The organism is Metasolibacillus meyeri (genome assembly GCF_003049505.1).
Classification (GTDB): Bacteria; Bacillota; Bacilli; order Bacillales_A; family Planococcaceae; genus Metasolibacillus; species Metasolibacillus meyeri.
This window is the reverse complement of sequence record NZ_PYWN01000043.1, coordinates 1-26,581: the sequence shown is the minus strand read 5'-3', so window position 1 is coordinate 26,581 and position 26,581 is coordinate 1. Positions and strand designations below refer to the sequence as shown.

24 protein-coding genes and 1 riboswitch are annotated in these 26,581 nt (G+C 38.0%); of the genes, 8 read left to right on the top strand and 16 right to left on the bottom strand.

Annotated features, from left to right (window positions below; genetic code table 11):
- Window positions 1–247: 247 nt before the first annotated feature.
- The gene (locus C9J34_RS07965; protein WP_107839331.1) at window positions 248–871 is read left to right on the top strand and encodes a class I SAM-dependent DNA methyltransferase; all 624 of its coding nucleotides are present in this window, start codon (window positions 248–250) and stop codon (window positions 869–871) included.
- Between the two features lie 169 nt (window positions 872–1,040).
- Here the strand turns inward: C9J34_RS07965 and C9J34_RS07960 are convergent, their stop codons facing one another.
- The 4 genes from C9J34_RS07960 to C9J34_RS07945 form a co-directional block, all read right to left on the bottom strand.
- Window positions 1,041–1,754 (bottom strand): hypothetical protein, encoded by a 714-nt coding sequence (locus tag C9J34_RS07960; protein ID WP_107839330.1) that lies wholly within the window; start codon window positions 1,752–1,754, stop codon window positions 1,041–1,043.
- Window positions 1,747–2,457, bottom strand: coding sequence for a hypothetical protein (locus C9J34_RS07955; protein ID WP_107839329.1), 711 nt, complete (start codon window positions 2,455–2,457; stop codon window positions 1,747–1,749). The genes C9J34_RS07960 and C9J34_RS07955 overlap by 8 nt, the downstream gene beginning before the upstream one ends.
- A 158-nt stretch (window positions 2,458–2,615) precedes the next feature.
- Window positions 2,616–3,161 (bottom strand): NUDIX hydrolase, encoded by a 546-nt coding sequence (locus C9J34_RS07950; protein WP_107839328.1) that lies wholly within the window; start codon window positions 3,159–3,161, stop codon window positions 2,616–2,618.
- Window positions 3,162–3,291: 130 nt separating this feature from the next.
- On the bottom strand, window positions 3,292–3,501 hold the full coding sequence (locus tag C9J34_RS07945) for an RNA polymerase sigma factor (RefSeq protein ID WP_107839327.1): 210 nt from the start codon (window positions 3,499–3,501) through the stop codon (window positions 3,292–3,294).
- A gap of 188 nt (window positions 3,502–3,689) precedes the next feature.
- Here C9J34_RS07945 and C9J34_RS07940 point away from each other — a divergent pair, with 188 nt between their 5' ends.
- A complete protein-coding gene (locus C9J34_RS07940; RefSeq protein WP_107839326.1) occupies window positions 3,690–5,063 on the top strand; it encodes a YcdB/YcdC domain-containing protein in 1,374 nt (457 codons plus the stop codon).
- A gap of 148 nt (window positions 5,064–5,211) precedes the next feature.
- Here C9J34_RS07940 and C9J34_RS07935 read toward each other — a convergent pair whose 3' ends face one another.
- Window positions 5,212–5,421 (bottom strand): hypothetical protein, encoded by a 210-nt coding sequence (locus C9J34_RS07935; RefSeq protein ID WP_107839325.1) that lies wholly within the window; start codon window positions 5,419–5,421, stop codon window positions 5,212–5,214.
- Between the two features lie 410 nt (window positions 5,422–5,831).
- Here C9J34_RS07935 and C9J34_RS07930 point away from each other — a divergent pair, with 410 nt between their 5' ends.
- The 4 genes from C9J34_RS07930 (at window position 5,832) to C9J34_RS07915 (ending at window position 9,714) form a co-directional block, all read left to right on the top strand.
- Window positions 5,832–7,547: a methyl-accepting chemotaxis protein gene (locus C9J34_RS07930; protein ID WP_107839324.1), complete on the top strand. Its 1,716-nt coding sequence runs from the start codon at window positions 5,832–5,834 to the stop codon at window positions 7,545–7,547.
- Window positions 7,548–7,585: 38 nt separating this feature from the next.
- Entirely contained in the window at window positions 7,586–7,864 is a 279-nt protein-coding gene (locus C9J34_RS07925; protein WP_107839323.1) for an acylphosphatase, read from the top strand.
- 150 nt (window positions 7,865–8,014) lie between these two features.
- Window positions 8,015–8,656: a 5-bromo-4-chloroindolyl phosphate hydrolysis family protein gene (locus tag C9J34_RS07920; protein WP_107839322.1), complete on the top strand. Its 642-nt coding sequence runs from the start codon at window positions 8,015–8,017 to the stop codon at window positions 8,654–8,656.
- 2 nt (window positions 8,657–8,658) lie between these two features.
- The gene (locus C9J34_RS07915) at window positions 8,659–9,714 is read left to right on the top strand and encodes a toxic anion resistance protein (protein WP_238600597.1); all 1,056 of its coding nucleotides are present in this window, start codon (window positions 8,659–8,661) and stop codon (window positions 9,712–9,714) included.
- A gap of 96 nt (window positions 9,715–9,810) precedes the next feature.
- Here C9J34_RS07915 and C9J34_RS07910 read toward each other — a convergent pair whose 3' ends face one another.
- The 4 genes from C9J34_RS07910 to C9J34_RS07895 all read right to left on the bottom strand — a co-directional run bounded on the left by C9J34_RS07910 (window position 9,811) and on the right by C9J34_RS07895 (window position 12,878).
- On the bottom strand, window positions 9,811–10,008 hold the full coding sequence (locus C9J34_RS07910; protein ID WP_107839320.1) for a DUF6501 family protein: 198 nt from the start codon (window positions 10,006–10,008) through the stop codon (window positions 9,811–9,813).
- A 459-nt stretch (window positions 10,009–10,467) separates the two neighbouring features.
- Window positions 10,468–11,202: an amino acid ABC transporter ATP-binding protein gene (locus C9J34_RS07905; protein ID WP_107839319.1), complete on the bottom strand. Its 735-nt coding sequence runs from the start codon at window positions 11,200–11,202 to the stop codon at window positions 10,468–10,470.
- Window positions 11,199–11,936: an amino acid ABC transporter permease gene (locus C9J34_RS07900; RefSeq protein WP_107839318.1), complete on the bottom strand. Its 738-nt coding sequence runs from the start codon at window positions 11,934–11,936 to the stop codon at window positions 11,199–11,201. Before C9J34_RS07900 ends, C9J34_RS07905 begins: the two co-directional genes overlap by 4 nt.
- Window positions 11,937–12,047: 111 nt before the next feature.
- On the bottom strand, window positions 12,048–12,878 hold the full coding sequence (locus C9J34_RS07895; protein WP_107839317.1) for a transporter substrate-binding domain-containing protein: 831 nt from the start codon (window positions 12,876–12,878) through the stop codon (window positions 12,048–12,050).
- Between the two features lie 116 nt (window positions 12,879–12,994).
- A riboswitch (Lysine riboswitch) is annotated at window positions 12,995–13,182 on the bottom strand.
- 209 nt (window positions 13,183–13,391) lie between these two features.
- Between C9J34_RS07895 and C9J34_RS07890 the strand changes: the two genes are divergently transcribed.
- Window positions 13,392–13,685, top strand: a complete 294-nt coding sequence (locus C9J34_RS07890; protein WP_107839316.1) for a hypothetical protein — start codon at window positions 13,392–13,394, stop codon at window positions 13,683–13,685.
- 270 nt (window positions 13,686–13,955) lie between these two features.
- Here the strand turns inward: C9J34_RS07890 and odhB are convergent, their stop codons facing one another.
- The 5 genes from odhB to C9J34_RS07865 form a co-directional block, all read right to left on the bottom strand.
- Complete coding sequence (gene odhB / locus C9J34_RS07885; protein WP_107839315.1) at window positions 13,956–15,191, bottom strand: 2-oxoglutarate dehydrogenase complex dihydrolipoyllysine-residue succinyltransferase; 1,236 nt, start codon at window positions 15,189–15,191, stop codon at window positions 13,956–13,958.
- 229 nt (window positions 15,192–15,420) lie between these two features.
- Entirely contained in the window at window positions 15,421–18,246 is a 2,826-nt protein-coding gene (locus tag C9J34_RS07880) for a 2-oxoglutarate dehydrogenase E1 component (protein WP_107839314.1), read from the bottom strand.
- 245 nt (window positions 18,247–18,491) lie between these two features.
- On the bottom strand, window positions 18,492–19,865 hold the full coding sequence (locus C9J34_RS07875) for a sensor histidine kinase (protein ID WP_107839313.1): 1,374 nt from the start codon (window positions 19,863–19,865) through the stop codon (window positions 18,492–18,494).
- Window positions 19,866–19,868: 3 nt separating this feature from the next.
- Complete coding sequence (locus C9J34_RS07870) at window positions 19,869–20,537, bottom strand: response regulator transcription factor (RefSeq protein ID WP_107839312.1); 669 nt, start codon at window positions 20,535–20,537, stop codon at window positions 19,869–19,871.
- Window positions 20,538–20,739: 202 nt separating this feature from the next.
- Window positions 20,740–22,776: a sensor domain-containing diguanylate cyclase gene (locus C9J34_RS07865; protein ID WP_193768932.1), complete on the bottom strand. Its 2,037-nt coding sequence runs from the start codon at window positions 22,774–22,776 to the stop codon at window positions 20,740–20,742.
- Window positions 22,777–23,866: 1,090 nt separating this feature from the next.
- Between C9J34_RS07865 and C9J34_RS07860 the strand changes: the two genes are divergently transcribed.
- Window positions 23,867–24,415, top strand: a complete 549-nt coding sequence (locus tag C9J34_RS07860) for a GNAT family N-acetyltransferase (protein ID WP_107839310.1) — start codon at window positions 23,867–23,869, stop codon at window positions 24,413–24,415.
- A 106-nt stretch (window positions 24,416–24,521) separates the two neighbouring features.
- Here the strand turns inward: C9J34_RS07860 and C9J34_RS07855 are convergent, their stop codons facing one another.
- The gene (locus C9J34_RS07855) at window positions 24,522–25,601 is read right to left on the bottom strand and encodes an undecaprenyldiphospho-muramoylpentapeptide beta-N-acetylglucosaminyltransferase (protein WP_107839309.1); all 1,080 of its coding nucleotides are present in this window, start codon (window positions 25,599–25,601) and stop codon (window positions 24,522–24,524) included.
- Between the two features lie 494 nt (window positions 25,602–26,095).
- Window positions 26,096–26,581: CAP domain-containing protein (locus C9J34_RS07850; RefSeq protein WP_238600596.1), on the bottom strand; the 486-nt coding region annotated here is incomplete at its 5' end.

The following is a 26,581-nucleotide window of genomic DNA, read 5'->3' as shown; positions in this document are numbered from 1 at the left end:
TTCGCTTTTTAATGGGCGTTTTGCGGGCGAACTTTTACTTTTGAACTGGAAATTTCGAAAACACTTCCCTCCTCCTTCTTTTATATTACCATAAAAGAAAAATATGGAACTATAAACGATTTATTGATAAACTAATAATCGAGATAATTTTCAAAATTATCTAAATTGTTAGCAAAGGAGTGCTTCATATGACAAAAAAATTCAACGCTCATTTAAATATACACACTTATAACAGGAGGATTCTTTTATGTTAGACAAATTAGGCTTTGACCATTGGGCAGATTATTATGAAAAAACGGTGTCGGAGGCAGAAGTAAGCAATCGCTATCCGTTTGCAGGTTATGACAAAATGCTGGAAGCTATTTGCGAAAGCATCACATCTAATCAAACAATTTTAGATATTGGTGTTGGCACAGGGACGCTCGCAAAAAGATTATATGATGCAGGCAACGCGATTACAGCCTTCGATTTTTCACCTAAAATGGTCGATGCTGCAAAAGAAAAAATGCCAAATGCGCATATTTTTGAGTGGGATTTAGCAAAAGGCATGCCATCAGCACAGCTTGATACGCAATTCGATGCCATTACATGCACATATGTGTTACATCATTTTACGGATCAGGAAAAAATAACTTTAATCGAAAACATGTTAAAACATCTAACGCCATCGGGCCATTTATATATCGGTGATATTTCCTTTACAACGGAAGAGCACCTTGAAACATGCAAGCTTGCACATATAAATAGCTGGGACCACGACGAATTTTATTTTGTAGAAAATACAATTCGCACGTTGTTAGCTGAACAATACAATGTCCAATATGAGCAAATTTCTCACTGTGGCGGATTGTACATCGTGTCACTAAAATAATTCGTTGAGCGAATTTCACTGTGCGTTGAGCGAATAACAAACTAGCCCTGAAAACTTCTGATTTTCAGGGCTTTTTTCTAATAATATGCACTTTGTCTTCGGTGGTCACTATTGCCAAAAATCAATAAAAGGTGCGATACAAATTGAATTTCCCCACACTTTACGCCTATTATTCCAATACTTCATTGGTCACGTCTAAAATATAATGAATCTGGCTTCCACCACGCCCATACCAATTCTGTCCCTCTGACAGCACGTTTTTATAACTATATTTTGCATAAAATAGCGGTGGTTCATGATACATAAACATGTCAAAAATAAAACTGCTCTGTGCATATCTATTCGCGTCAAGCTGGTGAATCGCTTGTGTAAATGCTTCCGACACCTCTCGTACGCCATAATGCTTATCGATATGAAACGTCTCCTTCATTTGGATTTTGGGCCTATAGTATTGATACCCATCACTTACGAAAGCATTGCGCCTCTCAATTAAATATAAATCAAGATTATTAATCGTATCCTTTGGAAAATGCCAAACAAAAACGATTGAGCGTGGATCATCAGGGTCAAGCTGCCAGCCATATATAGATGTGTTTTGCCCAACACCCATATAAGATATTTGCCACTGTCCTTTCTCCCATTGATAATAAAGGGAAACTTGTCGACCATCTTCAGTTAAAATGGGCACAAAATAATGCTTATCATCAACTTGGATAATTTCTTCAATCGTTTGAACTACAATCTTAGGTGCCAATTCTTTTAGTTGACGGATGATTTCCTCTTCTTGTATAAATGTCTGTGGCTTTGAAATATACAATCTATATGAGGCAAAAGCGACGATGAGTAAAAGAAGAACCCCCATTACAATGCGTTTTCTAGTCATGCCTCTGCACCTCACGAATGATTGAATCTTCCAAAGAGAAATAAAACTGCTTTCCTTTATTTGTAACGAGCAAACCTTTTCCATTCTGTTCCACGAAAATAGTAGGCTGCATGCCACTACCTACTTTTGCTTGCGTACCAAGAAGTAAATAGGGGAATTTCTCTTTCACTCTTGGTCCTTCACCAAATACACTCTCGTTATACCAAATATGAATGCTATATGCCTTATTCGGCACAGCCTTCACTCCGTCAAAATTAGTAGGTAAATGAAGCTCCACCGACTCTTGTGCAGACGGGTGAATTGCCAACAGCTGCGCGTCTTTCACATCGGCTAAATAAGTGGATAGCTCCTTTTTCGAATAAAACAAGCTTCCAAGCAATAAGCCGATAAAAAATGCTGTTAAAAATAAATAATTTGCCCAAAAACCAAGCCATGCAAATTGTCGATATGTATGCCAGCTTCTACGGTGCTTTAAAATCGCAAATAAAATCCATAAGCCGAGTGGCAAAACTGCAATTTTGACTGGCTCAGCAAAAATCGTCCATGTGAATGACACTGAAATTAAACCAACAAACGTTGCCACAATCACTTTCCAAATTTTCGCCTTCGTCTCTTGTTTTCGATAAATTTTTATCATAACTACAATGATGACAAGCCAGCAAATCATCGTTAGCAACCATTCAATGATACTGCCATTCCACAAAGGTGACACCCCATTTCATAGGAAAACTAACTTAATTATACCATATCGACTTTTTTGTTGTACGATTCGTAAAATTATATGGGGTAAGCTGGCGCTAGAAGTAATTGTGTTATTCCGTATTTTCCGCGCAGCCTGCAAGTAACCAATATGAAAAACCTTCACCGCCCTAGCCTGCTTTTCGCTAAATAATAGGCGGTCACCGTAAATAATTGCGTGTTGATGTGGTTTTCTTGCAGCAACTTTTCGAATTCATCAAAATCGAATAAGACGACCTCGATTTCTTCCGTATCATCTAGTTGCTGGTCGCTTGCGTAATACGCATCCGTAATTAAAAATGTAGCTACTTTATTCGTTTGTGTGGCAGGATTGACAAAAAACTCGCCCAACTTTATTGGTAAAGTGTTTGACGCATAGCCCGTTTCCTCACAAATTTCACGCAAAATACCCTCTTCTAATGTTTCATCTTGCTCAGGTTTTCCCGCTGGCACTTCCAAGAAAAAATCCTCTGCTGCATAACGATATTGCTTCACTAAGACGATTTGATAATCACGTGTCAGGACAACTGCGTTCACCCAATCCGCATATTCGTTGACATAATAATCCTGAATCAGCAAACTGTTTGGCAGCTCGCATTCATCTTTTCGCAAATGACCAAAATTTGATTGATAAACATATTCTGAACTACGTGTTGTCCATTTTTTCATTGTTCTCCTACTTTCTCTCATCAGATGTACGCCTGTTTTTAAGTTTGCTAGGCTTGCGTGCGAATTTCACTGCTTAACGTGTGAAAATGGGCATCTTATGTGCGAACTTGCCTATCTTATGAGCGAATCGTTACTTTTTTCTTAGCTCATCGTAGCAACGATGAATGGCTATTTTTGTTAAATAAGTTTTCAGTGACGCCTCCCCTCGAAACTTCTCAGGCTGCTGTGCATATTTAAACAAAACATCTTGCGTAATTTCTTCCGCTAATTGCCTATCCTTCACATATAAATAGCTTACATGATATAAATATTCACCATATTGCTCGACAATCTGCTCCACAAACAACACCTCCCTATTCAATAACTTAGACGTTACCAGCTTCCAAAATTGTTCAAAAAATTTTCAATTTTTTACACCTCCTAGTATAATGGAAAATATTAATTACACTATGACATAATTTTTTCGAGCGTAAACAACATTTATCGAAGGCTTAAAAATAATTCTTTTAGAAAGAAGTGTATACACAGATGTTAAAGGAGAAAGCATTACAATTTGTCACAATTCCTAACCATTTTAAATTAATTATTGAAGATTATCGTGAAGGTGAAGCTGCTTTCGTATGGACAGCGGATGAGCATTTCAATAATGGGATTGCTATCACATTAAATCACAAGGGACAACTGCTTAATTTGTCGATTGATGATGAGGAAAAGAGCGATATCCAGCTATCCACTATAGAAAGACGCCACATCGCGGAAGCGTTTTTGCTGAAGGAGTATCCAGAGGCGTTGCAATATTTCACATTAACTACAGCAGATGAAAGAGAAAAAAGTACAATATTTCGCTATCACCAATTTATTGCAGATGTGCCTTTAAACAAGCCTTATTGCTTTATCGAAGTAAGCGCGGCTGGCAAGGTCATTGAATTTCGATGCAACCCTTATACGAAAGTAATTCCGAATATACCGAAGCAACTTTTTAATAAAAACAAGTTACTCGCACAATGCGTTCAGCAAGCAAAATGGCAGCTTCAACTACGATTTCTCTCACAGGATGTTTATGCGATTGAACAATCTGGTTTATTCCTCGTGTATGAGAGTGAACAGCTTTATGAACTATTCGATGCTGTTACTGGCACAGCAAGATTCCCGCATGAGGAAGAAGATGTATCTAAAGAAGCCTATCTTCCGTTTCCTTCTGTTCAACCACAAATAAAGCGCTGCACACTGGAGGAAATCGTAGGTATCTCAGATTCAATGACACGGATTCGTGAGGAGGAAATAGAAAATGCCATCGTCATTGTTTGGCGTGATCAAAGTTGGCAATCTCCACATGGCCTTACGTTTGAAGGCTTTATTCGTGAACGCAGTGAACATACAGTGAAGGTGAGAATCGATCAACAAACGAAAAAGATAAAAGATTTTTTATGGTTCAAACAAAGAACTGGTGACTTACAGCTAAATGAAGAGCAATGTCAGGAGATTGCCTGTTCCTTTATGGCTACTTATTTCGAGGAATTCCTACCGTTTCTACGAATAAAGGATAAAGAAGAAGCAATTGTCAACGAAAAGAGTCAACGCTTCTCTTTTCAATTTTATCTATACGATGGAGAAAGCCAAATGATTGAGGGCGAAACATTTCGTTTAACAATCAGTGCAACGACAGGGCTGGTTGATTCTTTAATGGGTCCGAGTATTACGGTGGATCAAATAAAAGCATATATTAAAAAGCCTGTCATTGGCGACGAGCAATTTCAACAAGCTTTGCGCAATATCGATGCCCAATTGATTTGGCATGGTGATGAAGAGCAATTAATGTATCAACTTTGTGTCAAAAATTCCAACAAGAACATCAGCTATCTCAATGCCACAACGGGTGAACTGATTTGCTCAAAGTTTTAACGAACAGGCTTGATTGCTTATCAATGGTTTAAAAATATTATCTTGTTGTGAGTTTTACTAGTTTTTTAGCCATTTTAAAAGTTGATTTACACCTGAACCCTTGGTATAAATCAACTTTTTCATTCTCTCTCTTTTCCAAACAACCCGTTTATTCCTTTTCACATGACACAAGTTCGCCTACACCTGCTTTGGTAATCTTCAATGTACTTTCATCCGCCCAGCTTTGAAAGCATTCTTCAATAATTTGCTGATTTGCTTTATGTATATTGGATAATTCAACAAATTGTAGTGTAGCATAACCTAAAATCAACATACTACCAACAGTTGCTACAGCTATTTTTAATTTATTTTCCTTCATCAATATCCCCTCCAATTGGAATTTTATCGATTCGTATTCCTTTTTTTTACATTTTTGTTGTAATATTAAAAATATAGACAACTCAAGCTTTTAGCTCTTGCATCCGATCTTTTCATTTTATTAGCTGTTGTTGCTACGCCAAAAGAAAAACTTGTTCCTGCGGTTACTCGTTGTAGAACAGATTGCTGCATCAAAATAAATATTATTATTTTTTAAAAACTTTTCCATTATTCTGTCTACTATTCCCCTACTTGCTATGATAAAATAGGCGTAATGTGGCTTCTACAGAAGGGTCTTTTCTCACATAAAATGAACCTTCAATCAGTGGCGTTGTCTTCGTCCCTCACGGATCTAATCGGGAAGCGATAGCCTATTAATACAGGATAAAAATACCAATAGGAGTGATTTTTTTGTTTACTTCATTCAAACGAAAAACAAATGTGCATGATTTTTTTGCTAGAGGAACGGATTTGCAAGCTACAGGTCGTTTTTATGACAGCCTTGTCTTCAATAATTTCTCCCAACAGGACCAACAAAATTTAGTAAAGATCTCAAAATATATTCAAGATGCGGATCCATCATTAGAGCAATTTTTAGTGCGTCATTTAGAGGAAATTGCGCCAGATGCTAGACATTCTGTATCTACTCAGCAAATCTCAACATACGTAGGACAATTTTTTAATGCAGAGCGGAACCATGACTATGTCAATCAGCGCATTAAATTTTTTAATATGCTGCGCGAACAACGCTTTGAAATCGGAAAATTGGTTGTTGTTTGGAATCAATTGTCATTTTACTTACTGTCACATGTATTACATAAGCAAGCTAGTTCACAAGATTTCTTTAAGACGATTTCAGCAACGATTAATATTGAATTGGAGCTTTTAACAGAGGTTTTTGTAGAGCGCTTTATGGAAGAAGTGATTACAGAGGTAACGACATTAACAAAGGCCCATGCACGTATTATGCACATGAAAGACTTGGTCGTGAGCTTAAATAATCAAACAGAGGAAATTGCCTCCTCATCAGCTGCGATTGAAGAGCTGACATCTTCCATATCTGAAGTTGCACGCACTTCTACTCGTATCGCCGAAAAAACAGGCGAATCTGTTACATACGCAGCCGAGGGACAACAAGCGATTGAACATGCATTACAGGAAATTTTCACAACGGAGGAAACTTTTACAGCGATTGTCGAGGGCTTTACCAACTTGCAAAAGTATGTCGGTGATATTGAACAAGTCGTTATTTTAATTAATCAAATCGCTGATCAAACGAATTTATTAGCGCTAAACGCATCCATTGAGGCAGCGCGTGCTGGTGAACATGGGAAAGGCTTTGCAGTCGTTGCACAGGAAGTACGCAAATTGGCAGAAGGAACTGTCTCCGCTTTAGAGGAAGTTTCAAACAATGTACATGCGCTAAAATCATATTCCAATTCCGTTTCACAATCTATTAAAGAAACGACAACAACGATTAAAGAGGCAACAAATGAAGCAAAACAATCCTTGCCACTTCTCTCTTCCATTGTCGAAGCAATCGAAAGCATTGATGCCGATGTGACAAATACCGCGGCAATTACACAGCAACAAGCAGCTGCACTCGACGATATGTCTGGTCGTATCGCAGATATTGCCAATATTCAAGAGGATATTCAAAACTTTAGCGATGTGACATCACAGGATATTTATAGTCTAGGAAAAGAAATTATTCGCTTCCGCTCTGATTTGACAACCGAGCATAATGTGGCACTATCAAGTATTTCACTATTACAGTTATCGAAAGCTGATCATCTTTTATGGACATGGCGCATTTACAATATGTTTTTAGGCTTAGAATATTTACAGCCTAGCGATGTCAATACACATAAAGAATGTCGTCTTGGCAAATGGTATTTAGACAAACAAACACAGCAGCGTTTAGGCTCACAGCAATCATTTATCGAACTAGACCACTATCACGAGCAAGTTCATATATTTGCGAAGCGAGCTGTAGAAGCGTACAATAATGGTAATCTCTCAGTTGCAGAAGATTGCTTAAGAGAAATTAATCAAGCATCCGAAAAAGTACAGCATTATATTGATGATTTAGTTGCATACATTTTGAAGGAAAGACAATCTATTTAAAGCTAAAAACATTGGTCATAAAGGAGTGTCGGCTCACGATGAAACGTGCACGTGTGATATTTTCTGGAGATGCTACAGGAACAGGTCATCGCTTTTTCATTAAGCAAAAAGCACTTGAGCTTGGTTTAAAAGGCTACTGCATATTAAATCAAAAAAATAATATCGAAGCGGAGATTGAAGGAACAACTGCAGCTGTGGATGAATTTATTCAATTTGTTCAGCAAGGAGTTAGCCTACAAGCACAATCCAACCGTTTTACTTTAGAAATTTTTGATGACTTAAAAGGTTATAAAACGATGAAAACCGACATTATATAAGCGCTCGGTGCTCGTTCGTAGGCAAAGCCATTTTTCGGCTTTGCCTACAGTCATTTTTAGCGTAAAATAAAAAGAAAAGATAGATTAATGAAACTTTTTTTCAGCCAGCTCGTATTTAGTAGTAGTAATATATATAGAGGAGGTACGAAAATGCTTAGTACAATGAATTTTCTCAATCGACATGGTCTAAGCTTAATCATTAGCTTTGCTGTATTTGTTATTACAGTTATTAATTTTGATTTAGGCATTTTTATCGTGCCGCTGTTAACGATTGCAAGCTATTATGCAAGCAATAAAGGAATCTTAGCATTGCAAAAATCGAAACGCAGCAAAACGCTTGGCTTAACGCGCTCAGAGTATAATCATATCGAACATCATATTAAGCTGGCGAAAAATGACTTAGCTTTACTTATGCAACAATATGTACGCGTCCGTTCTGTTCGTTCTTTTAAATTAATCAATGAAATGAATAAACTGGCAAAACGAATTATTGGTATTGTGCAAACAAATCCACAAAAATTTTATGCAGTGGAGGATTTCTTTTACTCACACCTCCCCTCGGCTGTACAATTAATAGACAAATACACATTATTAACAAAAGAGCAGGTTGGCGGCACTGAAATCCATTTAGCATTAGAAGAAACACGCAAAACACTAAAGGATTTGTATGCTACAATGGAAGATGACTTAAAGCTTGCATTAAGCTCTGATATTGAACATCTAAAGCTAGAGCTTGATTTTGCCAAGCTAGAAAATAAAAAAAGGAAAGATCGTTTAATCGGTGGTGAATAATCATGCAACAAAATCCATTTGAAGCTTTTAAAAATGCAGGGAGTCGCTTTGCAGAGATTGCAGAAGAAGAATTTCAGCTTGCACAAGTAAACCAATCTGTCAGCCCTCTTTATGCTGCACTTAGCGAACATGATCAAAGTCGTGCGCTTCGTTTAGCGAGCGAACTAAAAATCCATATATACGAAAATGTGCTTGCTTTCGGCTTACAGGCTCAGCAAGCTCTTCGTGATTTTACTGCCAATATGGCGGTGCATATTCATCGAAAAGATCATAGTAAAGTTGGTGAAGTATTAGCGCAGCTTATTTCTTATTTAGAGCAAATTAATCCCGATGCGCTTGTTCAAGAGGAAAAAGGGTTTTTAAGCAAGTTTTTCTCAAAACAAAAGCAATCAACACAGGAAGTCATGACACATTACAAAAGGATGAGTAAGCAAATTGACCGCCTTGCAATCCAATTAGAACATGCACAAATGGGTTTATTGCGTGATTTCAAACTATTAAATGATCTATATAAACTGAACGAGCAATATTTTGCGGAAATTAACGTATATATCGCAGCTGGTGAATTAAAGCTGGCCGATGTGAAAAAGCAGCTTCCTATTGTCGAACCAACTGAGCCAATGGCATTGCAACAATTAAATGATCAAAAAATGGCCATTGAATGGCTTGACCGCCGCCTATATGATATGCAAATATCAAGAGAAATCGCCATTCAAGCAGCACCACAAATTCGTTTAATGCAGCAAACCAATCAGCTCTTAATCGATAAAATACAGGCATCTGTGATGACGACTATTCCGATGTGGCAAACACAAATTTCTACGCTCTTAACAATGAATCAACAGCGTCGTGTGGCAGAAGCGCAAGATAAATTGATGCGCGCATCTGATGAGCTAGCACGCAAAAACGGCAAAATGCTTCAAATGAAATCAAAACGAGCAGGCATCAGCCATTCAGATATCGACCAATTTAAACAAACACAATTGAAGCTCGTACAAGATATCGAAGAAACATTGCGTGTACATGCTAAAACAAATGATGTGTTTGAATCAATTTAAAGTATATAAACATTGGCGCTGCCGCGCAGAAAAGAATGACTAAATAAAAATAGCTGTTGAAAAGCATTGCGCAATGCTTTTTCAACAGCTATTTTTTCATTCGAAATAATCTTTGTAGTAACCGCCAACTTTACCTGTGTTATCTACGACAAAAAGAAATTCCTCTGTTTCATTTTTCACTTCATACTCTTTGCCAACTGTTAACACATTGGATACTAAATATTTTGCGGCATTCGTATGTACACATTTTACTGTGCGAATCGTAGGTGCCTCTTTCCATTTTAAATGTAACATGAACGTAACCTCACTTTATGAACTGAACATTGATTTCCCTACTATTTTATACGATTTTTATCTTTAATGATAGCATTTCGCATAAATAATTTAACTTCATTCCACATCAATAGGTAATAAGAACTAAATTAAAATCTTGAAGTGAAGAAGTTAAAATCACCCGCCTGTGAAACCCAATCCGTGACTCACTTTATTAAGCATTCATTTGAAGCGCTTTTACAAGCATGCTAAAATAATGCATGAGGTGATATACTATGTCAAGCATACCAAGTTGGTTTTGGGCTTTAGCCATTGCTTTTGCTATTATTTTTATTATCGTTTCTGAATGGAATTCCAGACGTTAATTTTACATAGTGAAAATGAAGGACTGTCAAGAAAGTATGCACCTGCGCTTTCATATGGAAAACATGACTAGCGCCTACTTTCTTGGCAACTATTTTTTGAAAGCTTCTCAACATTCTATTTCAATGTGCGCTTTAAAAACTCCTTTGTGCGCTCGTGTTGTGGGTTAACTAAGACTTGTTCTGGATGCCCTTCCTCGACAATGACCCCTTTATCCATAAAGACGATGCGGTCTGCGACTTCACGTGCAAACTCCATTTCATGTGTCACAATAAGCATCGTGTTGCCTTGATCCGCAAGTGCACGCATTACTTTCAATACTTCCCCTACCATTTCAGGATCAAGTGCCGAGGTCGGCTCATCAAATAGCATCACTTCCGGGTCCATCGCTAACGCACGTGCAATGGCTACACGTTGCTTTTGCCCACCAGATAGCTGACGTGGTTTCGCATTTTTATATGTTGCCATTCCGACAATTTCTAAATATTTCATCGCCTTATCAATCGCTTCGGCTTTGCTACGCTTTAGTACCTTCTGTTGACCAACTGTACAATTGCCAAGGACATTTAAATTATTGAATAAATTAAATTGCTGAAATACCATGCCTAAATGTGTGCGATATTCCTCTAAATCATGCTTGTTATCTAAAATATTATCACCATTATAAATAATGCTTCCACCTGAAGGCGTTTCAAGTAAATTCACACAACGTAAAAGCGTTGATTTTCCTGAACCAGATGAACCAATTAAACAAACAACCTCACCTTTTTTAACCGAAAAATTCACATCGCGTAACACTTCATGAGAGCCAAATGATTTGCTTAAGTTTTTAATTTCAATTACCGCTGTCATTGCATTTGCCCCTCCTTTTTCCCTTTTTTGTCTACTTGATACGCATTAGGTCCATCTAATTTGCGCTCCATTAGACGTAAAAGGCGCGTTGCTGTAAATGTCATAATCAAATATAGAATACTTGCAATTAAAAAGGATTCTGCATATTTAAAGTTTGCCCCTCCGACAGATTTCGTTTGAAAGAATAGCTCTGTCACACTAATAACACTTAAAACAGCAGAATCTTTAATATTCATGACAAGCTGATTTCCTGTTGCTGGTAAAATATTGCGTGCCACTTGTGGTAGCACGACGAAAATCATCGTTTGAACATGATTCATACCAATCGCTTGTGCTGCCTCATACTGCCCTTTATCAATCGATACGATACCACCGCGAACAATTTCAGCCATATAGGCACCTGTATTTAAACCAACAACAACAAGTGCTGCGACAAATCGATCTAAGTCAATACCATATGCGTATAGACCATAAAAGACGACCATCGCCTGTACAATCATTGGTGTACCACGGAAAACTTCTACATAGCAAGTTAAAAGAAAATTACTAATTTTGATTAAGACTGTTTTCAATGACAATGACTTCATTGGAATCGTATGCATAATACCGATAAAAAATCCGATAAACGCACCAATAATTGTACTAATGATTGCAATAAGAAGCGTCATATATGCGCCGCGCAAAAACATCGGCCAGTTATTTTGTAAAATCGAAATAACGGTTTCTAAACTCATAAAAATCCCCCTAATAGCAGGCTGTTATTATTTTAAAGGAGCTGCCTAAACATTATTTGAGACAGCTCCTTTACACTGTGATTGGTGTAACACCAATCGCTTGAAGTTTTTTTACTCAACAGCTGCTGGCTGACTAGCAATTGCTTCTTCCATTAATTTTTGTCGCTCATCCTCAGAAATAGCATCTAAAATTTTACTCATTTTATCAGTTAGGTCATAACCTTTTCGTACACCAATTGCAACATCTGTCGCACCAGGATCTGTTTCAAAGCCATCCTCTAACTCTGCATAGGCAAAGTTTTTATTTGCCATTGCAGCCGAAATCGCTTCTGGACGTTCTGCTACGTAGCCATCCACTGCACCTGATTCAATCGCTATACGCATTGCTGGGAAGCTATCCATTGCTACTTCCTTTTTAACGCCTGGAATTTGGTCAATTACTAAATAATTTGACGTATTTAGCTGCGATGTAATTTTTGCACCTGAAAAATCAGCTAATGTTTTGGCATTCTCATAGGGGCTACCTTTTTTCACAACAATAACGAAATCAGACGTATAGTAATTTGATGTGAAATCGATGGATTGCTTACGCTCTTCTGTTGGGCTCATCCCCGCGATGATCGCATCGACAACACCTGATTGTAACGCTGGTACTAGACCATCCCATTCCGTTTTAACAATTTCCAGCTCCATACCTAGTTCATCCGCAATTTTTTTCGCGATTTGTACATCATAGCCACCCGCATACTCAGCAGAGCCGCTAATTTTCACCGCACCATTTGCATCTGTTTGCTGTGTCCAGTTAAAAGGTGCGTAGCCTGCCTCCATACCAATTTTTAAAACTTTTTTTCCGTCTCCCGATGTTTTGTCACTAGTGCCACATGCAGCTAAAACAAGCACCGTTAACATAGCAACTAGCATCATAAATAGTTTTTTGTTCATGTAAAATTTCTCCTTTTATTAGTTTTTTAGGCTTTATTCTATACAAAAAAGCGACCTAAAGAATTTTAGGTCGCTGCCATTTAATAAAATAAAAGCCCAAATCCTCTTAGTTCCATTGATGAGATAGCACAACTTGAGTAGATTGGAAAGAAATACCCAAGACAGTCCTGTAATTATTCACTACAGACCCAGCATATCGAATACGAGCTTACCGATATACTTCGGCGATATTTCCTTCTTCTTCATTTCACTGTTGCTCAAAACTCCATGAAAAACTATTAAATATCGCGCCTCTACCTCACTAGAACGTGAGGCATTACTTATACAGTTATTAGCTAAATCATATACTAGGAAATTATTGTTGTCAACATGATTTAGCTTAATGACAGTTTGAAAAAATTGTCTATAAGAAATTATTTAGCAGTTAATCTATATTTATTTATCTTTTTTTCCATTTACTCCTTTGATATAATTAGAATTAAAAGTTTATTTTTCCAAGAGGGGAATCCTATTTTGGCACAAAATCATAACGATAAAAGGCTACATAAAGTGAAGCAAAAAAGCAAAATCAGAGCCATTATCACTTGGACATTTTGGAGTTTAGTCATGGGTTTTTGTTATTATCTACTTTGGATAAAAAGAATCCTCGATACAGATCAATCACTGTGGTTTCAAGTATTTAGCATTGCCTGTTGGTCATTACTAGCTTCTTATAATTTGGAGCAAAAAAGATATTTATGGGCTTTTATCCCTGCTGGACTGGCAGGGCTTCATTTATCGAATATTCTTTTAGTGTTTGTTTTTTAAATCATCTAAGAAAAAAGAAGGTATATTCGTGTTTACGATTACAACATAGAAGTTTTGAAATCAAACCATGATTATTCGGCATTTAGATACAAATTAATCGCCCCATTCCATATTCAATGGGCGCATTCAGTGATTGGTTGAGCGAATTTCATGCTTCGTTGGGCGAATTTGGACCTTGATTGGGCGAATTCCGCTGTTCGTTGGGCGAATCGGGACTTTCCACCCACAAAAAAGCAGTCAGGCACCGCGCCTGACTGCTTTCATTTGAAATTATGAGTTTAATAATAAATCTTCTGGGTTCTCGATTAACTCTTTAACCGTTTTTAAGAAGCCTACAGAATCTTTGCCATCGATAATGCGGTGGTCATATGATAATGCCACGTACATCATTGGACGGATTGCGATTTCGCCGTTTACTGCTACTGGACGTTGAACGATAGAGTGCATACCTAAAATACCTGCTTGTGTACCGTTCATGATTGGTGTTGACATTAATGAGCCGAATACACCACCGTTTGTGATTGTGAATGAACCGCCTGCCATGTCGTTTAAGCCTAATTTTTTGTCGCGTGCTTTTTTCGCTAAATCTGCGATATCTTTTTCGATGTCTGCAAAGTTTTTAGCATTTGCATCGCGTACTACAGGTACAACTAGGCCTTCTTCTGTTGATACGGCGATACCGATATCGAAGAAGTTGTTTAAATGAATTTCGTCACCGTTGATTTGTGCGTTTACGTAAGGGTATTTCTTAAGTGCTGCTACAACCGCTTTTGTGAAGAATGACATGAAGCCTAATTTAATGTCGTTGTCTTTCACGAATTGCTCTTGCTTGCGTTTACGTAATGCCATAATGTTTGTCATGTCAATTTCGTTGAATGTTGTTAACATCGCTGTTGATTGCTTCACTTCTAGTAGACGTTTTGCAATTGTTTGACGACGACGAGACATTTTTTCAACTGTTACGCGGTCAGTGTCTGCCGCTGGAGCAAATACGACTGGACCGTTATTCGTTGCGATTGGCGCTGCTGCCACTGGTGCTGTACCGTGAGCTGCTACGTCTTGAACGCGAACGCGACCTTGTGGATCTACTGGAGATACAGCCGCTAAATCGATTCCTTTTTCACGTGCTAATTTACGTGCCGCTGGGCTTGCTACTACGCGCTCGTTTGATGTTTCAACAACTGGAGCTGGTGCTGCTGCAGCTTTTGGAGCTTCCTGTGCAGGAGCTGCTGGTGCCGCTTCTTGTGCTGCCGGTGCAGGAGCTGCGCCTTCGCCTGCTTCTACAACTGCGATTACTTGTCCAACAAGAACTGTGTCGCCTTCTTCAGCTAAAATTTGCGTTAATACACCTGCTTCTTCTGAAATAATTTCTGCGTTTACTTTATCTGTTTCTAATTCAACGATAAACTCGCCTTTTTCTACACGGTCTCCAACTTTTTTCACCCACTGGGCAATTGTACCTTCTGTAATCGATTCTGCTAACTCAGGGACTTTAATCTCAGCCACTTTTATTTCCTCCTTTAATTGGGTTGTCCAGAAATTGGGATACCTTCTGAACAACGAAAAACCTCATTTTACTCATTCATTGTAAAAGTCAATTCAGTGTTTTCAACTTTTCAAAAAATAGCACCACTTTTTCAAATAATGAATCCTTCAAAAAAATCTACATCGTTGTCTGAAAAGCGCAACGTAAGGCTGCTTTTCAGACAACTACACTGTCTATAACATTATACTATTATTTTACTTTCGCTGTCTCTGTTACGGCTTCCGAAATAATTGCCGCTTGTGCTTCTTTATGCGCATCTGCATCGCCTTCAGATGTTGAGCTCATTGCAGGACGTCCTACATAGCGCAGTTTTTTGCCTTCTGAAAGCTCGTATAAGTTTTCAATTGCATAGTTCCAAGCGCCTTGGTTTTTTGGCTCCTCTTGTACCCAAACAACTTCCTTAGCATTTGGATATTTCGCAATGACATCCGCAATTTGCGCACTTGGGAATGGATATAATTGCTCTACACGAACGATGTGTAAATGGTCGAAGTCTGCCCCATCTTTTACGCGGTCTGCTAAATCGATCATCACTTTACCTGTACCTAGTACGATACGCTCTACTGCTTCTGCCTTCGTACCTAAACCAGGTTGCTCGATAATTTCTTGGAATGAACCGTTAGCTAATTGCTCTGCATTTGCTGCTGCCAATGGGTGACGTAATAAATACTTCGGTGATGCCACAACTAATGGACGTACACCTTCTGTACCTAGCAATGCAGCTTGGCGACGTAATAAGTGATAGTAGTTACCGGCGTTTGAGCAGTTTGCCACGAACCAGTTATTTTCAGCAGCCATTTGTAAATAGCGCTCAATACGGCTTGATGAGTGCTCAGGACCTTGACCTTCATAGCCATGTGGTAAAAGCATAACTAAGCCTGATTTTTGACCCCATTTTGCACGAGCACCTGAAATGAAGTTATCGAACATTGCTTGTGCCATGTTGGCGAAGTCACCAAATTGTGCTTCCCAAATTGCTAATACATTATCATTTTCTAGCGTATAGCCATATTCAAAGCCAACTACTCCAGCCTCTGTTAATGGAGAGTTATATACTGTGAATGATACATTTACATCTTGAATATGATGAAGCGGTGTAAATTCGCTGCCATTGTTTTTATCATGCAATACTAAGTGACGTTGAGAGAATGTACCACGCTGTGCATCTTGACCAGTGAAACGAATTGGTGTGCCATCTTGTAGCATCGTAGCAAATGCTAATGTTTCTGCATGACCCCAGTCAATTTTGCCTGTTGCAAATGCATCACGACGTTTCTCTAAAATTTTCCCTAGCTTGTTTTGTGGCTCAAAGCCTTCAGCAAACACAAGTAGATCTTCATTAATCGCTTGTAAGCGCTCTACACTCGTCGTTGTGTCAACTTGTGGGAAATCTACTTTTAACGCTTCTGGCATTTCAAGATGCTTATGCTCATCTTTTTCTGCCATTTCCTTCACGTGATCATATGCAGCCTGCATTTCTGCATAGGCAGCGTTATCAAGAGCTTTTACTTGCTCCTCTGTTACAAGCCCTTCAGCAACTAATTTTGTACCATAAAGCACACGCACTGGGTCATGCTTTGATACTAATTTATATGTTTCTGGGTTTGTTACAGTCGGATCATCTGTTTCGTTATGACCATAACGGCGATAACCGATTAAATCAACGATAATATCTTTACCAAATTTTTGGCGGTATTCTGCTGCAAAGCGTCCTACTTGAGCTACTGCTTCTGGATGGTCTGCGTTCACATGAATGACAGGAATATCATAGCCTTTTGCAGGATCTGACGAATATGTTGATGAACGAGAATCATAAAGCTCTGTTGTGAAGCCAATCATATTATTCGCGATAATATGAATTGTACCACCTGTTGTAAAGCCTTTCGTTTTCGCAAAGTTCATTACTTCCGTTACAATCCCTTGACCTGGGAATGCTGCGTCACCATGCACTAAAATTCCTAAGCCCGAAGTAGCATCGTGCTGCGCAGAACCATTTACGAATACATCATCCTGTGTTGCGCGTGTTGAACCTAGCACAACTGGATTACCGATTTCTAAATGCGATGGGTTATAAGCAAGCTTTACAGTCATCCCTGAATCACGTACGTAAGACGCGCCCATATGGTATTTCACGTCGCCTGTCCAGCCTTTTGTAATTTGTAAACGTCCATGCTCTGGCATAAATAGCTCATTTGATACGTGTGCAAAATCAGAGAACATCATATCATATGGCTTGTTTAAAATATGTGTTAATACATTTAAACGTCCACGGTGTGCCATGCCAATACGTACATTTTTCACATTTTTTGCTTCAGCTGTTTTTAAAATTTCATCAAATAGCACAATTTGTGTATCTAAACCTTCTCCTGAGAAACGCTTTTGACCTACAAATGTTTTATGAATGAATTTTTCAAAGTTTTCAACATGTGTTAGACGGTCTAATAACGCTTTCTTTTCATCTGCTGATACTGTTGCAAATAGCGCTCCTGATTCAATCTGAGACTGGAACCATTCGTGCTCCTCAGTTGTACCTACTTGATTGTATTCAAATGCAATTTTATCTGTATAAACAGACTTTAAATAGGCAATTGCGTCGCGACCATTTTGAATACCAGCTGGTACATTTTTAAAGAATACAGCAGCTGGAATTTCAGCTAAATCAGCCAAAGTTAGGCCGAATGCGCTTTCTTCAACTTTCGCCTTGTCAAGTGCGCGGTTGTTTAATGGATAAATATCCGCGGCTAGATGACCATAAGTACGAATTGATTGTGCTAATTTTACAGCAGCTAATACTTTGCTGAAATCAGCTTGTGAAGTAACTGCTCCTCCAGTTACAGCAACTTCAACGCCCCCCTCTACTAAAACGGGCGCTCCGTATTGTTGAAACAATTCAACTAGTGCTGGTTCTACTTCTTCGGGAGATTGTAGAAATAAGTCGTATTGCTCCATGACGTAACCTAAGTTTGGGCCTGCAAACGCTGACCAAGGGGAACCATGTAATACATTGTTCGACATGAGAATAACCTCCAAATTTTGCCTGCCTGGCAGTTCCATTTTAAAATAAACATTTCTTGGCCCTCTACTACTTGAAATATAGCTGAACCTATTTATTTTTGTATACTTATATTCTCCACTAATTAGCAGAGAACATTTTTCCACTTCAATCTTACTACTCTCTACAAAAAATACAACTATTTTTCGATAAATAAATCAAATTTTTAGCTAACTATAGAAAAACAAAACCATCTTACCGAAATTCCTCACTTTTTCAAAGGAATTTTTAACAAAAATGTTGTTCCTTGTCGAATTTCACTTTGCACTTTCAGCTCAACGTGATATTTCGTTGCAAGCATTTTTGTAATGCTTAAACCAAGTCCTGTACCTCCACCTTTTTGCTGGCGAGATTCATCCACTCTGTAAAAACGATCAAAAATAAATGGCAGATGCTCTTTAGCAATCCCTATACCATTATCCTTAATCTCAACATAAAAGCAACCATCAATCTGTGCTGTCGAAATAATTATTTCAGGCACCGTTTCGTTATATCGTATTCCGTTCTCCATAATATTGCGCAATATTTGTGCAAGCGCTTCAGGCGAAATAGCCGCTAACTCTTTTTGTTCTATTACCTCAACTTGAAATAGCGTATCTGGATATACGGCGGTTAACTCATTAATGACTTGTGTTAAAACAACAGCGACATCTGCCTCCGAAGCAGATACCTGCTCCCTTCTAGCTAGCTGCAAAAGCTCCTCAATCATCTTTTTCATTCTTTGCACTTCAGTTAATGAGCTAGCAATCGATTCATTTAAAATTTGTGGGTCGTCCTTGCCCCAACGTGCGAGTAGCGATAAATGCCCTTCTACCGCTTGAATCGGTGTGCGTAATTCATGTGAAGCATCCGCTACAAATTGCTGTTGCTGCGTAAAAGAAATGTTCAGCTCCTCTAACATCGAATCATACATGGTTAGCAAGTCACCGATTTCATCATCTGCGTGATAGGTAAAAGCTTCGCGTGCTGTTAAGCCTTTATCGCGCACCGAACGCATAGAATCGCGCAACTGTTGGATTGGACGAATTAAATGATTGGCTAAATAATAACTAATCAATGCAACGAGTAATAATGCACCAATTCCAACAAGTATCATCGTTGTCAAGACATATTGCATCATTTTATGAAATGTTGTCAGCGGGTGTATTAATTGCATATAACCTTGAAAAGGGCCAATTTGCACAATGCGCTCGACGATATAGGCATCGTCAGTTTTACGTATGACCGTGTTTAATAGCTCTTCATATGTTGCAACTGTTGGAACAGCGGGCGACACTTCATTAAAAGAAAGTATGTTAATGCCATCAAAATTCATAATGCGTATCGTTTGCTCCTGCTTGCCAATCGTATTGCTCAGTCTGTCCTGTAACTGTTGGATGGTCGTTGTTGGACTAAGCGTCTCAAAAAAGGAGCTCATATCATCTGCTGACCTTAATGCCCCGCGCTCCTCGTTGTTTAATAGCCATGTATGCAAAGATATATACAAAATGAGACAAATCAATGCATAGCTAATGAAAATGGTTGTGGCCGTTGACAGCATCCACTTCTCTTTCAGCGACATTCGATTAAATAATTGCTTCATCGCTCAACCTCTCATCACGTAGCCGACACCGCGCACCGTTTCAATATAAGGCTGCTCCGACGTTTTCAGCTTCGTGCGTAAATGGCGTATATAAACATCGACAACGTTTGTCTCCACTTCGCTATCAAAGCCCCATACAGCCTCTAAAATACGCTCACGCGTGCATACTTTATTTATATTTTGTGCTAAAAACACCAATAAGTCATATTCGGTTTTTGTCAAATCGAGCCTTTTCTTTTCAAATGTCACTTCATATGCTTCCATATCAATTTCCAAGTGACGACATATGAGAAGCTTGTCCTCTCCTTGCTTGCCAACACGACGCATAATAGAACGAATGCGTGCAAGCAGCTCTTCAATCGCAAATGGCTTCACGATATAATCATCTGCACCAGCATCAAGACCTGCTACACGATCCATAACCGCATCACGAGCTGTTAATAAAATAATTGGCACTTCAGACTGCTGACGAATTCTTCTGCATACCTCGATGCCATTTAACTGTGGCAGCATCACATCAAGCAATATGCAGTCATAAGGATTCGCTAGTGCCTCGGTTAGGCCTTCTCGTCCATCGAACACACATTTCACATCAAATTGCTCATGCTTTAACTCTAATTCGATAAAACGTGCAATATTTTTTTCGTCTTCTACTAATAATATTTTTTTCATTTACATCACCATTTTTAAATTATCCTATACTTTATTCATTACCCCTCAGCTAGCTTCCATCTCAATTTTTCAAAAAATGATACAATTGCGTCATGCCGGCCTCGAGAAGTTGTGACAACATGAAACGCAGAATCAAAAAAATGTCCTAAAAGCTCCATTAAAAGCCTTCAGGACATTTTGATGGATAGCCTCATCACTATCCTTATTGTACGTCATCATAAATTTTGAAGCCATTTTTTTCTACTGTTTTTGCTTTGTATAATGCTTTATCTGCATTTTCCAACAATGTTTCTAACGTTGCCGCATGATCAGGATAATAGCTAACGCCAATCGATACAGTCGGCTTGAAATGGTAGCCTTGTATATCTGCTCCTAGTTGCAAGTTGTATTTAACACGCTCAATAATATCTTGTATCACCTTTTTACGTTCTTTTTCTATAATAGATAGATTAGCTAATACGGCAACAAACTCATCTCCCCCGATGCGTACAACAAAATCGCTTTCTCGGATGCTCGAAGCAATTCGTTCACCCGTCAATTTAATAAAGGCATCACCGACATCATGACCGTATTGATCATTGATTTCTTTAAAATTATCGCCATCGATATAAAGCACTGCAATCGAGCGATTATTTTTCTTCGCCGTATTCAGTACGCGCGGAAATTCCTTTTCTAAATATCTTCTATTCGGAAGCTGCGTTAAATTATCATGATAGGCCATAAAACGTAAGGAATTCTCTAGCTTTTTACGTTCTGTTATTTCACGTGATACCATAATAATTTGATAAGCATGCTCTATACGATCATCCTTTGCAGCCTTATATTTTCCTTCCGTCCAAATCACATCGCCTTTTTTTGTCTGCAATGCAAGCTCGATTGTCATTTCGTGGCGTTCCATATTTTTCAATGCTGAAAGCCAAGTTGTTTCACTTTCTTCTGTCAAAAAGGAGGAATAGTTTTTGCCAATCAATTCTTCTTCTGTGTATTTAAATGTCCGAACATAGGAAGGTGAGACATATTGAATCATCCCATTCTCATCCATAATCACGATAAAATCATTCATATTTTCAGTAATGATTCGGAATGTGCGCTCGCTATTTTGCAGTTCAATCATTAAACGCTTTTTTTCAGAGGTATTGTAATTTACTGAGAAATAGCTATCAATTTCGCCAGCCGCATTTGTTAAAGGAATAATTGTTGTATCTACCCAATACAGCTCACCCTGTTTTGAACGATTGCATATTTCACCTTGCCAAATTTCACCACGACGTAGCTTTTCCCACATTTTTTCACCAAAGTCTGGTGGATGATAGCCTGAATCTAATATATCATGTGTTTGACCAATTAATTCTTCTCTCGTATAGCCAGTGCGCGCAACAAAACGGTCATTTAAATCAATTATTTTTCTATCGTCATCTATAATAGATAATTCGACAGCATTATTGATTGCATTTTTTATAATTGCTAAACCGTGTGATGTTTCACGTAGTTCTTTTTGTTGCTCAATAAAATCGGTCACTTCTTGCAATATTAAAAAGATAGCAAGAACGTCGCCATTTGTGCTCGCAAGTGGTGAAAATGTCGCTGTAAAGCTTCTCGTTTTATTTTCCTTATCAATGAATTTAACAATTTTCGTAGTGAAATTATCGCCATTTTGGGCATCTGTTAAATAACTTTTCCATTCCGATACATAGGGACCTTGAATTAGTGGTAAACTTAGAAATGATTGCCCTTGCATACTTTCTAAACAAATACCAAAGTCATCTATAAAGCGTTCATTTGCCTCTAAAAACTTTAAATCATTCGATATTAATACCGTTGATAAAAAAGTTTTGAAGAAAATAGAGCGCATAAATAAGTATTTATCTTGTAAATCACGGTCAAACGTAATTTCCTTTGCTATGCCTAAAATAAAAACTTCATTATTTGCAAATATCGGAAATACCGTCGTTTCATGCTTACGTACTTCATTCTTATAATAATCATAATCTTGATAGTTTTGCTGCTCTTTTGTTTCAATAGCCAAGTTATAATAATGCAAAATCGTTTCCGCTAAGTTTTTGGACATAATTTCAGAAACCGTTTTTCCGCATGGAGCAATATTAAAAAGATGGCGTGCTTTCGTATTTATATATAAATACTCAAAATCCTCGCCTTTTTTCTTCATAAAGAAAACCATATCCTTACTATTTTTAAACATTATATTAAATTGGCTTTCTGAAAGAAATGGTTGCATCATCATTTATGACACCTACCCCACACTTAGTTTATATCATTTATATCTAAACTCACTCTATCCTAAATTACGTAAGCTTATACTCACACATTCTACCCAAAAAATTCGTAACATTCACCACAAGTTTATAATAATTCAAAAAGGATTTATACGCCCTAAGAACCACATCTATAGAAATAATTATTTCCTATATTTTTACAAATTAAAATAAATTTCAATCTATGGCAGTTAATTAAAATTTACAAGTAAAGCGTTCTCTCATACGGAAATACTTACCGATTTAACCTTTTACAACTCGCTCATAGAGATAGAATTGCATTTGTAAATGTATTATAACAATATTTATCATCTGAACATAGCTATTTTTAACTTGATTCAGCAATGTTTGCTATACCGAAAGCGCAGCGTCAGGTACAATCTTTACTGCATGAAAGCAAAGGTGTTTTCCACACCTGCCTCTTCCACAAAAATTGAGGTGAATGCAAGAAAAATAATTCACACAAATTCCTTGCTGTGAAAGTAGAACTCAGTCCAAGAACACCATAACATGTATGCAATGACCGAGTAACTAATATTGTGTTGACCACAGATTTTAAAGAAAAAAGGTCAATGAACCGCTGATGCTTTTAAGTTAGATGCTACTGGAAAGCCAGCTTAAAAAATCTGAACTAGAGTTAGCCAAGGCGTAATAGATAGTACACTTTACACATACCGTTTCTTTCATTTCAAGAATTTATTTTTTGATAATTCAGAATAAAAAGACTTTTTCGAGCTTTTTTTAGTTTTTTCGAGAAAAATACTTGCATAAATGATCTATAATATTATATGATATTTTCACGAAAATATCTCTTCATTCAGCACTCGCTGAACTGTCAGAGAGCCTCTGGCAAATATTTTATATGTTTATAACCGTTAGTAGCCCTATAACGGTTATTTTTCAACTTCCTTCGAAGCTGGAACAAAATTTCATATGCAAAGTAGCGAATAACTAAAGGTTGTAACATAGTAAGATGTCTAGGTTATATAGGAGTTAAGTTCGAAATGCATGCCTTGTGATTTTTTACCTATACTCTTTTTAAAGGAGGCGTTTCGCATGTTGAAACACCGTGACGTACATGAAGCAACTGAACTCTATCAACTATTAAGCCATCCTTCTGTTTTTCCTTATGTTCGCCAAAAAGCAACATCCGCAGAAGAATATTTATTTATGATCAAGCAACTTATTGAGGAAGAGCAAGTTGGCATAACGATTTCACGAACAATCGTAGATGAATGGGGACAGCCAATTGGAACAATTAGTATTTACGATATTCAGGACGGTGCAGGCTTCCTAGGTACTTGGATTGGGCAACCATTTCAAGGAATGGGCTATAACCAAAAAGCAAAATTGTTGTTTTTACAAGAGCTTTTTTTCAAATATGAATTCCATACAGTATTTTTACGTATTCGTAAAGAAAATTACCGTTCCAAGGCAGCAGCATTAAAGCTCCCATATGTAGTTTGTGCAAAGGACTCTCACCCAGCTCTTTTAGAACAAATTAACCGTGGAGAAGCGAAGTTTGATTTATTTAAAATTCCAAAAGACTTATTCTACTTAACAACTGCTCACGCGCAAGATGATGCGGAAGAGCAAGCAATGTAAGTATTATCGCTGACACAATTTGATAACGTGTCAGCTTTTTTATGTTCAAACCCCAAATGGCTGACCGAAAAGTGACGCACTCCTCCACTTTTCGGTCAGCCTACAATTATTTTTCGTATTGTGTGATAAGTACAACCATTTCATCTGGTGTTTTCGGTCGCTCTGCATCAGCCATCGCATCAATCATTTCATTTTCATGCTCAACAACGTAGTTCAATGCATCGCTGAACGATTGCTTTGTTAGAGCCTCTTCTTCAAGCACATGGGCAAATTTTTGCTTTTTAAATAAATTGGCATTTAATATTTGGTCACCACGGCTTTTGCTAGCCGATAATGGGATAAGCAACATCGGCTTTTGTAAAGCTAAAAATTCAAAAATGGAGTTAGAGCCTGCGCGTGAGACAACATAATCTGCGGCATGCAGTAAATCAGGCAGCTCTGTTGTTACATATTCAAATTGCTTATAGCCTTGCACCGATACTAGCGATGCATCAACATTACCTTTACCGCATAAATGAATGATATGATAGCGTTGCAATAAGTTGGTCAAATTCATGCGCAAAGCATCATTTAGTACGACTGAGCCTTGACTTCCCCCCATTACAAGCAATACTTTTTTTGCTGTTTGCTCGAATTGACACAATGCTAATCCCTTTTCACGCGACCCTTCGAACAATTGCTGGCGAATAATCGAACCTGTACATGTTGTTTTATCACTTGGCAAATGTTGCATCGTCTCTTTAAATACCGTAAAAACATGTGAAGCAAATGGCAGCGCTAGCTTATTGGCTAAACCTGGCGTGACATCGGATTCATGTACAACGACAGGGATATTTGCTAATTTTGCCGCCATGACGACAGGAACCGAAACAAAGCCTCCTTTTGAAAAGATAACCGAGGGCTTTACTTTACGAATAACTGAAAAGGCTTGACTAATTCCATATAAAACGCGAAATGGATCTGTAAAGTTTTTGACCGAAAAATAGCGACGCAATTTCCCGCTCGAAATGCTATGATACTTTATTTCAGGGAAATTATTGCCGATTAACTCTTTTTCTATGCCATCGTAAGAACCAATATAATGAACTTCATATCCTTCTTTTATTAACGAAGGAATAATTGCTTCATTCAGCGACACATGCCCCGCGGTCCCTCCACCTGTTAAAATAATTGTTTTTTGTTTCACATCAATTCCCCTATTCTTTCAAGCTTATATTTAAATATTCTCTTTATTTTATTTGATAAAGTGATCTTGCAATCAGTAGGAGTTCCCTCCTCCCACACTGATTGGTAGTTTCACCAATCGAGTTTTATAGGCTGTTGGCTTCCCACTTAATCATGTTGATTTTATCTGATGTTTTGAAGTGGGGGGTCTTGCAGCCTGTTAATACGGGATAAAATAATTTACAACATCCTATTGTACTATATGCAGCTTAAAAGATATAGATGCTATACGGAATTTATGTAAGGGAATCCCCTCAGAAAGGATGTTGACATCATTGGATGAAAAACGGCATGTTAGCCTACCTTCTCCCAACCATTAAAGTTTAACAGTAACAATACGCTCATTAAACATCGAAATTCGCTCGTTAAATCCTGAAATCTGTTCAACGAAACTGAAAAGGTGTCAGGAAAGGCAAAACCTTTCCTGACACCTCATTCACAAAGCTTTTCATTCTATTATTTTTGAATAAATTGCTGTGTCCAGTAATTACCATTTTCCACATAACCAACGCCAATATGTGTAAATTGAGCATTTAAAATATTGGCACGGTGACCTGGTGAATCCATCCATGCTTGCACGACTTCTTGTGGTGTACGTTGACCTTGTGCAATATTTTCTCCTGCACTCTTATACGTAATACCTAAAGCTTTCATGCGATCAAATGGTGAACCAAATGTTGGACTCGTATGTGAAAAATATTTTTTACTTTGCATATCTTGTGATTTTTCACGTGCTGCCGCCATTAGCTTTTCATCCATCTCAAATGGTGCTAAGCCAGCTTTTGTTCGTTCCACATTCGTTAGCTTCACAACCTCTTGTTCAAAGGCACTAACACTCGAATTTGTTGGTACAGATGGCTTCTCTGTAGCTGGTGGTGTCGGTGCAGTTGGTTTTTCTGTAACCGGTGGTGCTGGTACAGCTGGCTTTTCTGTAACCGGTGG

Excerpts from the sequence above, each read along its gene's own strand:
- C9J34_RS07895 (WP_107839317.1), bottom strand. The coding sequence starts at position 12,878 with ATGAACAAAAAACTATTTATGATGCTAGTTGCTATGTTAACGGTGCTT.
- C9J34_RS07860 (WP_107839310.1), top strand. The coding sequence starts at position 23,867 with ATGTTGAAACACCGTGACGTACATGAAGCAACTGAACTCTATCAACTA.
- C9J34_RS07905 (WP_107839319.1), bottom strand. The coding sequence starts at position 11,202 with ATGACAGCGGTAATTGAAATTAAAAACTTAAGCAAATCATTTGGCTCT.
- C9J34_RS07900 (WP_107839318.1), bottom strand. The coding sequence starts at position 11,936 with ATGAGTTTAGAAACCGTTATTTCGATTTTACAAAATAACTGGCCGATG.
- C9J34_RS07915 (WP_238600597.1), top strand. The coding sequence starts at position 8,659 with ATGCAACAAAATCCATTTGAAGCTTTTAAAAATGCAGGGAGTCGCTTT.
- C9J34_RS07960 (WP_107839330.1), bottom strand. The coding sequence starts at position 1,754 with ATGACTAGAAAACGCATTGTAATGGGGGTTCTTCTTTTACTCATCGTC.
- C9J34_RS07950 (WP_107839328.1), bottom strand. The coding sequence starts at position 3,161 with ATGAAAAAATGGACAACACGTAGTTCAGAATATGTTTATCAATCAAAT.
- C9J34_RS07940 (WP_107839326.1), top strand. The coding sequence starts at position 3,690 with ATGTTAAAGGAGAAAGCATTACAATTTGTCACAATTCCTAACCATTTT.
- C9J34_RS07865 (WP_193768932.1), bottom strand. The coding sequence starts at position 22,776 with ATGATGCAACCATTTCTTTCAGAAAGCCAATTTAATATAATGTTTAAA.
- C9J34_RS07965 (WP_107839331.1), top strand. The coding sequence starts at position 248 with ATGTTAGACAAATTAGGCTTTGACCATTGGGCAGATTATTATGAAAAA.
- C9J34_RS07875 (WP_107839313.1), bottom strand. The coding sequence starts at position 19,865 with ATGAAGCAATTATTTAATCGAATGTCGCTGAAAGAGAAGTGGATGCTG.
- C9J34_RS07925 (WP_107839323.1), top strand. The coding sequence starts at position 7,586 with ATGAAACGTGCACGTGTGATATTTTCTGGAGATGCTACAGGAACAGGT.
- C9J34_RS07935 (WP_107839325.1), bottom strand. The coding sequence starts at position 5,421 with ATGAAGGAAAATAAATTAAAAATAGCTGTAGCAACTGTTGGTAGTATG.
- C9J34_RS07920 (WP_107839322.1), top strand. The coding sequence starts at position 8,015 with ATGCTTAGTACAATGAATTTTCTCAATCGACATGGTCTAAGCTTAATC.
- C9J34_RS07880 (WP_107839314.1), bottom strand. The coding sequence starts at position 18,246 with ATGTCGAACAATGTATTACATGGTTCCCCTTGGTCAGCGTTTGCAGGC.
- C9J34_RS07870 (WP_107839312.1), bottom strand. The coding sequence starts at position 20,537 with ATGAAAAAAATATTATTAGTAGAAGACGAAAAAAATATTGCACGTTTT.
- C9J34_RS07910 (WP_107839320.1), bottom strand. The coding sequence starts at position 10,008 with ATGTTACATTTAAAATGGAAAGAGGCACCTACGATTCGCACAGTAAAA.